This window comes from Halorubrum halodurans (genome assembly GCF_002252985.1).
Lineage (GTDB): Archaea > Halobacteriota > Halobacteria > Halobacteriales > Haloferacaceae > Halorubrum > Halorubrum halodurans.
The window spans coordinates 1-7,464 of sequence record NZ_NHPJ01000102.1; the positions used below are offsets into that span (position 1 = coordinate 1).

Annotated in this window: 8 protein-coding genes; 6 read left to right on the forward strand and 2 right to left on the reverse strand. The window is 69.1% G+C overall.

Features of this window, described 5'->3' with window-relative positions; genetic code table 11:
* Nucleotides 1–42: 42 nt before the first annotated feature.
* The 4 genes from DJ70_RS11600 to metG all read left to right on the forward strand — a co-directional run bounded on the left by DJ70_RS11600 (nt 43) and on the right by metG (nt 4,578).
* The gene (locus tag DJ70_RS11600) at nt 43–690 is read left to right on the forward strand and encodes an AIM24 family protein (RefSeq protein WP_094533183.1); all 648 of its coding nucleotides are present in this window, start codon (nt 43–45) and stop codon (nt 688–690) included.
* A gap of 90 nt (nt 691–780) precedes the next feature.
* Nucleotides 781–1,389: a dCTP deaminase gene (gene dcd / locus DJ70_RS11605; RefSeq protein ID WP_094533185.1), complete on the forward strand. Its 609-nt coding sequence runs from the start codon at nt 781–783 to the stop codon at nt 1,387–1,389.
* Nucleotides 1,386–2,312, forward strand: coding sequence for a thiamine-phosphate synthase family protein (locus DJ70_RS11610; RefSeq protein WP_094533187.1), 927 nt, complete (start codon nt 1,386–1,388; stop codon nt 2,310–2,312). Before dcd ends, DJ70_RS11610 begins: the two co-directional genes overlap by 4 nt.
* Nucleotides 2,313–2,400: 88 nt before the next feature.
* Entirely contained in the window at nt 2,401–4,578 is a 2,178-nt protein-coding gene (gene metG / locus DJ70_RS11615; RefSeq protein WP_094533189.1) for a methionine--tRNA ligase, read from the forward strand.
* Between the two features lie 43 nt (nt 4,579–4,621).
* On the opposite strand, the gene DJ70_RS11620 is transcribed toward metG, so the two are convergent.
* Nucleotides 4,622–5,041, reverse strand: a complete 420-nt coding sequence (locus DJ70_RS11620) for a VOC family protein (RefSeq protein WP_094533191.1) — start codon at nt 5,039–5,041, stop codon at nt 4,622–4,624.
* A gap of 39 nt (nt 5,042–5,080) precedes the next feature.
* On the reverse strand, nt 5,081–5,206 hold the full coding sequence (locus tag DJ70_RS17945) for a hypothetical protein (RefSeq protein WP_269799188.1): 126 nt from the start codon (nt 5,204–5,206) through the stop codon (nt 5,081–5,083).
* 125 nt (nt 5,207–5,331) lie between these two features.
* On the opposite strand from DJ70_RS17945, the gene DJ70_RS11625 reads away from it, so the two are divergent.
* On the forward strand, nt 5,332–6,003 hold the full coding sequence (locus DJ70_RS11625; RefSeq protein WP_094533193.1) for a 2,5-diamino-6-(ribosylamino)-4(3H)-pyrimidinone 5'-phosphate reductase: 672 nt from the start codon (nt 5,332–5,334) through the stop codon (nt 6,001–6,003).
* A 317-nt stretch (nt 6,004–6,320) separates the two neighbouring features.
* Nucleotides 6,321–7,244, forward strand: coding sequence for a coiled-coil protein (locus tag DJ70_RS11630; RefSeq protein WP_094533195.1), 924 nt, complete (start codon nt 6,321–6,323; stop codon nt 7,242–7,244).
* Nucleotides 7,245–7,464: the final 220 nt, after the last annotated feature.

The window sequence follows — 7,464 nt, forward strand, 5'->3', positions numbered from 1 at the left end:
TCGACGAGTTCGACCGCGTCGTCCCCGCGACGCTTGGTTCCCATGGATCTGGACGAGTTCGCGCGCACGAGCGCGCCAGAACGCGACGGTGACGAGTTTCGAAAGGAGAACAACCGGCTGCTCGGGATCCCGCTCGACGGGACCGTGACGGTGAAGGCCGGCTCGATGGTGGCGTACACCGGCGACGTGACGTTCACCGGCAAGGCCTCCGCCGAGGGCGGCGTGACCGGCTTCCTCAAGGACGCGGTGAGCAACGAGGGGACGCCGGTGATGGAGGCGGAGGGCAGCGGCTACCTCTACGTCGCCGAGCAGAGCAAGAAGGTGCGGATACTCGATCTCGACGCCGGCGAGTCGATCTCCGTCAGCGGCAACGACGTGCTCGCCTTCGAGTCCTCCGTCGACTACGAGATCGACACGATCGGCAGCGTCTCGGAGGCGGCCGCGGGCGGGCTGACGAACGTCTACCTCACCGGGCCGGGACAGGTCGCGATCTCCACGCACGGCGACCCGGCCGTGTTGGAGCCGCCGGTCTTCACCGACCCGGACGCGACGGTCGCCTGGAGCAGCGACCTCTCGCCGTCGGTGTCGATCAACAAGACGTTCGAGTTCGGGCAGACCTCCGGCGAGTCCGTCCAGATGGAGTTCACGGGCTCGGAGGGGTTCGTCGTGGTCCAGCCGCACGAGGAGTGAGGAGTCGGCCGGACTTCCCGACGGCGGCCTCCGACGAGGGTTTCCGACGGTTTCCGGGACTCTTTAGGTCGCGCCCCTCCCTCTCCCGGCATGATCCTGTCGGATTCGGACATCCTCGACCGCCTCGCGGCCGGGGACCTCGCCATCGAGCCGCTCGCGGACGTCGACCAGCAGGTCCAGCCCGCGAGCGTCGACCTCCGGCTCGGCGAGCGCTTCCTGGAGTTCCAGCGCACCAACATCCCCTGTATCCACCCCACCGACGCCGACGAGGTCGGCGAGTACGTCACGGAGACCACCGTGCCGGAGGGCGAGGAGTTCATCCTCCACCCCGGCGACTTCGTGCTCGGGACGACGACCGAGCGCGTCGAGATCCCCGACGACCTCGTCGCGCACGTCGAGGGGCGGTCGTCGCTCGGGCGGCTCGCGATCGTCGTCCACGCGACCGCGGGGCTCTGTGACCCCGGCTACAAGGGCCAGATCACGCTCGAACTCTCGAACCTCGGCACCGCGCCGGTCGCGCTCTCGCCGGGGATGCGCGTCTCACAGCTCACCTTCACCGAGCTGAAATCGGCCGCCGACCGCCCGTACGGCAGCGAGCGTGGCTCGAAGTACCAGGACCAGGACGGCCCGCAGGCGTCCCGGATCGGGTCCGATCCGGAGTTCGGTGGCGAGCCCGACACGGGAGGGAAGGAGCGATGAAGTTCATCGAGGAGGTCGTCGTCGACGAGTTCCTGCCGACCGTGCGCTCGATGCTCGCCGAGGACCTCCGCGAGCGCGGGTTCACCCAGCGGGAGGTCGCCGACGCGCTCGGCATCTCCCAGTCGGCCGTCTCGAAGTACGCCCACGGCGACGTGGCCCGCCACGATCGGATCGTCGCCGACGAGCGGGTCCGCGACCTCGTCGACCGGGTCGGAGAGGGGCTGGCCGCGGGCGACCTCTCGCCCGTGGCGGCGCTCGTCGAGATCGAGGTGCTGATCCGGCGGCTGGAGGAGGGCGACCTCCTCGCGGAGCTTCACGAGGACGCGATGCCGGCGCTCGCGGCGGCCGACGTGGAGTTCTCCGTCCACGACCCGGACAGCGGGCTCCGCGAGCGCGAGGCCGTCCTCGCGTCGGTCCGGCGCGGGCTCCGGACCCTGACGAACGCCTCCGGGTTCGCGGGACTCATCCCGAACGTCGGGGCGAACGTCGTCGAGTGTCTCCCCGACGGGGGCTCCGTCGACGACGTGGCGGCCGTCCCCGGCCGGCTCGTCGACGTGAAGGGGCGTGCGATGGTGCCCGGCGAGCCGGAGTTCGGCGTGAGCGAGCACGTCGCCACGGTGCTCCTCGCCGCCCGCGAGGCGGGCGCGTCGGCCCGCGGCGCGGTCAACGTCCGGTACGACCCCGACCTCGTCGCGACGCTCGCCGAGTCGCATCCGACCGTCGAGTTCGACGCGGAGCGGGGGACGCGCGAGGCGGTCGTGGAGGCGGTCGCGGCCGCCGCCGACCCCGAAAACGCCGAGGGGTCGGCGGACGACGGGACGCTCGTCTGCTATCAGACCGGCGCGGTCGGCGTCGAGCCGATCGTGTACGTCCTCGCGCCGACCGCGCCGGAGGCGGCGCGGATCGTCCGGGAGCTGCTGTAGGGACGGGAACACGGAGTCGTCGTCAGCGGCGGGCTCGTACCCGGAAACCAGCGGGCTTTTGGCGCGTATCCACGAGACACGACACACGATGAGCCACGACGACTTCCCCACCGATCATCCGGCGGTGGTGACCTGTGGACTGCCGTACGCCAACGGCGACCTCCACATCGGGCACCTCCGCACCTACGTCGGCGGCGACGTCTACGCCCGCGCGCTCGAGCGGCTCGGCCAGGAGACCGCGTTCGTCTCGGGCTCGGACATGCACGGAACGCCCGTCGCGGTCAACGCCGAGCAGGCGGGCGTCTCCCCCGAGGACTTCGCGCTCGACTGGCACGAGCGATACGCCGAGACGTTCCCGAAGTTCAACGTCGACTTCGACAACTACGGCCACACCCACGACGAGACGAACACCGAAACGACACAGGAGCTCGTCCGCGACCTCGACGCGGCCGGCCACCTGTACGAGAAGGAGATCATGGTCGCGTACGACCCCGTCGACGACCAGTTCCTCCCGGACCGCTACGTCGAGGGGACCTGCCCGTACTGCGGCGCGCACGCCCGCGGCGACGAGTGCGACGAGGGCTGCCAGCGCCACCTCGAGCCGGGCGAGGTCGAGGACCCGGTCTCGACCATCTCGGGGAATCCCGCCGAGTACCGCGAGCGCACCCACAAGTTCTTCGAGGTCTCGGCGTTCTCGGAGTACCTCTCCGGGTTCCTCGACCGTCTCGAGGGGACCTCGAACGCCCGGAACCAGCCCCGCGAGTGGATCGAACAGGGGCTCCAGGACTGGTGTATCACCCGCGACATGGACTGGGGGATCGACATGCCGGGCGGCGAGGCGACGGAGTCGCCTCGGGAAGGCGGCGAAGCCGCCGACTCCCAGGACCTCGTCCTCTACGTCTGGGTCGACGCCCCGATCGAGTACGTCTCCTCGACGAAACAGTACACGGATCGCGTCGGCGCGGACGCCTTCGACTGGGAGGCGGCCTGGAAGGAGGGCGCGGACCCGGACCATCCCGAGGGCGGCGAGATCGTCCACGTGATCGGCCGCGACATCATCCAGCACCACACGATCTTCTGGCCCGCCATGCTGGAGGCGACCGGGCACGCGGAGCCGCGGGCGGTGATGGCGAGCGGCTTCGTCACGCTCGGCGGCAAGGGGTTCTCGACCAGCCGCGACCGCGCGGTCTGGGCGGACGAGTACCTCGAGGAGGGATTTCACCCCGATCCCTTGCGCTACTACCTCGCGACGAACGGCGGGTTCCAACAGGACGTGGACTTCTCGTGGGAGAAGTTCCGCGACCGCGTGAACACCGAACTCGTGGGCACGGTCGGCAACTTTCTCTACCGGTCGCTGCTCTTCGCGCACCGCAACTACGAGGACGCCCCGGTCGCGGACGCGACGAGCGAGGAGGTGGCCGACCGGATCGGCGAGGCGGTCGCCGACGTCGAGGCCGCCGTCAACGACTACTCGGTGCGGGCGCTCGGCGACGCCGTGACCGACCTCGCGCGCTTCGGCAACGAGTACATCCAGCACAACGAGCCGTGGAAGCTCGTCGACGACGAGCCCGAGGCGGCCGCGCGGGTGATCCACGACTGCGTCGCGATCGCGAAGGCGATCGCGGTGCTCTTCGAGCCGATCGCCCCCGAGAAGTGCGAGCGGCTGTGGGACCAGCTCGGCGAGGACGGCTCCGTCCACGAGGTCACCGTCGCGGCCGCGAGCGAGGAGCCCGAGGGCGACCTCTCCGAGCCGACCGAGCTCTTCGAGAAGGTCGAGGACGACCGCGTCGAGGAGCTGAACGCGAAACTGGAGTCGCGCGTCGCCGAGGCGGAAGCCGACGAGGAGGACGACGAGGCGAGCGACGACGCGGACGGATCGAGTGATGATCAGGACGACGAAGACGACACCGAGGACACCGACATGACCGACATCGACCCCATCAGCGACGACCGCATCAGCTTCGAGCAGTTCCAGGACCTCGACGTCCGCGTCGGGCGGATCGAGGAGGCAGCGGAGATCGAGGGAGCCGACGACCTCCTGAAGCTCCGCGTCGACCTCGGCGTGGAGACGCGCACCATCGTCGCGGGGCTGAAGGGGCTCCACGCGGTCGAGGAGTTGCCGGGGACGAAGGTCGTCGTGCTCGCCAACATGGAGAAGGCGGACCTGTTCGGCGTGGAGTCGAACGGGATGGTGCTCGCCGCCGGCGAGCAGGCCGACCTCCTCACCACCCACGAGGACGCGGAGCCCGGCACGAAGGTGCTGTAAGAGCCCCGCGAACCGGACGCCGATCCTCCAACGGCCGATCGGCTCAGGCGTCGAGCACCTCGATCAGGTTCCCGTCGGGGTCGCGAACGAACAGGATCGTCGTCCCGCTCTCGGTCGTCCGCGGCCCGCTCAGCGTCTCCACGTCGTCCGCGAGGTCGCCGTGGAAGGCGTCCACGTCGTCGACGGAGAGTCCGAGGTGGGTCGCGCCCGGCCGGTCGAGCGAGCGCGCCGGCATCGGCTCTCCTTCGGGGTCGTACTCGACGAGTTCGACGCGGATCCCGTCGGCCGCGAGGTGCGCGAAGGAGGCGGACGCGCCGGCGACGTCGACGGCGTCTGCGAACGCCTCCCCGCCGACGGAAAAGTCGGCGACGACCTCGAGGTCGAAGACGTCGGTGTAGAAGGCGACGGCGCGATCGAGGTTCGAGACGGTGATCCCGGCGTGGTGTGCGGTCGGATCGGACACGGGCGGAGCGTCGGCGACCGGCGAGAAAACCGTGTCGGGTCACGCGCCGAGCAGGCGGGCGACCACCCCCGCGAGGACGGCGAGCGCGCCGACGACGAACGTTCCGGGCAGCGGGAGCACGAACAGGAGCACGCCGAGCACGACGAGAAGGGTGGAGACCCTCATGAGCGTCGTTGGAGACTGCGCCGAATATATCTGGTGACGGGACGGATCGCTCGCGACGCGTCGGCCGGATCGACCGCGACGCGCCGGACCGAAACGACCATTCGACGCCCGCCCCACCGGCGCGTATGTACGTCGTCGTCAACGCGGCCCAGAGCGTCGACGGGAAGCTCTCGACGCGCCGCCGGGAGCAGCTCCGGATCTCGGGCGAGGAGGACTTCGACCGGGTGGACCGGATCCGGGCGGCCGCCGACGCGGTGTTGGTCGGCGTCGGGACCGTCCTCGCCGACGACCCGCACCTGACGCTCGACGAGGAGGCGCGCCGCGTCGAGCGGCTGCGGAACGGCCGGCCGGGCGACCCCGCGCGCGTCGTCGTCGACTCGACGGGCCGGACGCCGACGGACGCGCGGATCCTCGACGACGCGGCGACCACCTACCTGCTCGTGTCGGCGGCGGCGACCCCCGAGCGCCGCGAGGAACTGTCCGACGCCGGTGCGGAAGTGATCGTCGCCGGCGAGGAACGCGTCGACCTTCGCGAGGCCACGGACGCGCTCGAGGACGCGGGCGTCGGCCGGCTGATGGTGGAGGGGGGCGGCGAGGTGATCTACTCGTGTTTCGCGGCCGGGATCGTCGACGAGCTCCAGGTGTACGTCGGGTCGCTCGTCGTGGGCGGACGCGACGCGCCGACGCTGGCCGACGGCGAGGGGTTCATCGAAGCGTTCCCGCGGCTGGATCTGACCGGGATCGAGCGGCTCGACGACGGCGTCGTGCTCTCGTACGACGTGGGAGAGCGCTCGTGAACGGAACGAGTCGCGCTCGACTCAACTCACGCTCAGCTCTCCCCCGTTCGACTCGACTCGCGCCCGACTCGTACCCGTCACCGACCCGCACGACCCACGTGGGAGGTTCCCAAGATCGGGCGGTACACGCCCCGTGCTACCGACTTTCACACGATTCCACCGAAGTATTTATATGTCGGCCTGCGGTACGTTGAGACACCAGAACGCCTCCGGCGCTGGTGGATCGCACGCTGAAATGAACGGGAGTTCTTGCCGACGGCCCAACGCACGACGGCGAGCGGTCGCTATCTCCGGAGCGGTGATGGAGTGATCAAAAAATGGTAACGAAAGACGAAGTCATCGAACAGTACGACATCGAGCCGATGAACGACGCGGACAACGTGGACCTTTCCGAGGACGACCTCGAGAACGGCTCCAAGGGGCAGCTCATCAAGCGCGCCGGCCAGCTGCGCGACCGACGCAACGAGCTGAACCAGATGGCCTCCGAGCGAGCGTCGAACCGCGACGACCTCAACGCCAAGACCCGAGAGAAGGTCGACGAGGCCCAACAGCACCGCGAGAAGCGCGACGAGCTCAACGAGCAGGTCCAGGAGCACAAGGACAAGCGCAACGAGCTCAACGCGAAGGCGAACGAACTGTTCGACGAGGTCGAGGAGCTCAAAGGCGACATGGAGCTCGGCTCCGGCAAGTCCATCGAGGAGCTCAAAGAGGAGATCGAGGAGCTCGAGTTCCGCCAGCAGACGGAGGTCCTCGACGCTGAGGACGAGCGCGAGCTCATCGAGAAGATCGACGACAAACGCGAGAAGCTCGCCGAGAAGAAGGAGAAGATCGACGACACGAGCGAGCTCGACGAGCTCGTCGAGGAGGCCGAGGAGGTCCGCTCCGAGGCGTCGAAACACCACCAGAAGGTGACGGAGCTCGCGGACAAGGCCCAGGAGCACCACAACCAGATGATCGAGGCCTACCGCGAGGCCGACGACATCCGCGACGAGGCCGACGAGATGCACGAGCTCTTCGTCGAGGCCCAGGAGGCGGCGGACCGCCACCACGAGGACTTCGTCCGCGTCCAGAAGCGACTGCGCGAGCTCGACAAGAAGGAGGAGGAAGAGCGGAAGGACGAGCGCGCCGAGAAGCGCGAGGAGGAGAAGGAGGAGGCCGAGGAGATCTACCAGAAGTTCAAGGAGGGCGAGACCCTCGACACCGAGGACCTGATGAAGCTCCAGAAGACGGGGCTTCTGTAAGTCCGGCTCGGTTCCCTACTGCGGTTTGCGGTCCTTTTCGCGAGAGGTGAAGCGATACCCGTGAGCGGCGCGTCCCGTCGGAGTCGGGGTTATACGTCGTTGCTCCTACGGAGAACACCGCCAAAGCCCCAGTCGCGAGGGCTCGCGCGGCTCGCTGTGCTCCTCGTCACTCGCTTCGCTCGTTCCTGCGGTGCTTCCGTCGCCGTGCTTCGCCCTCGCG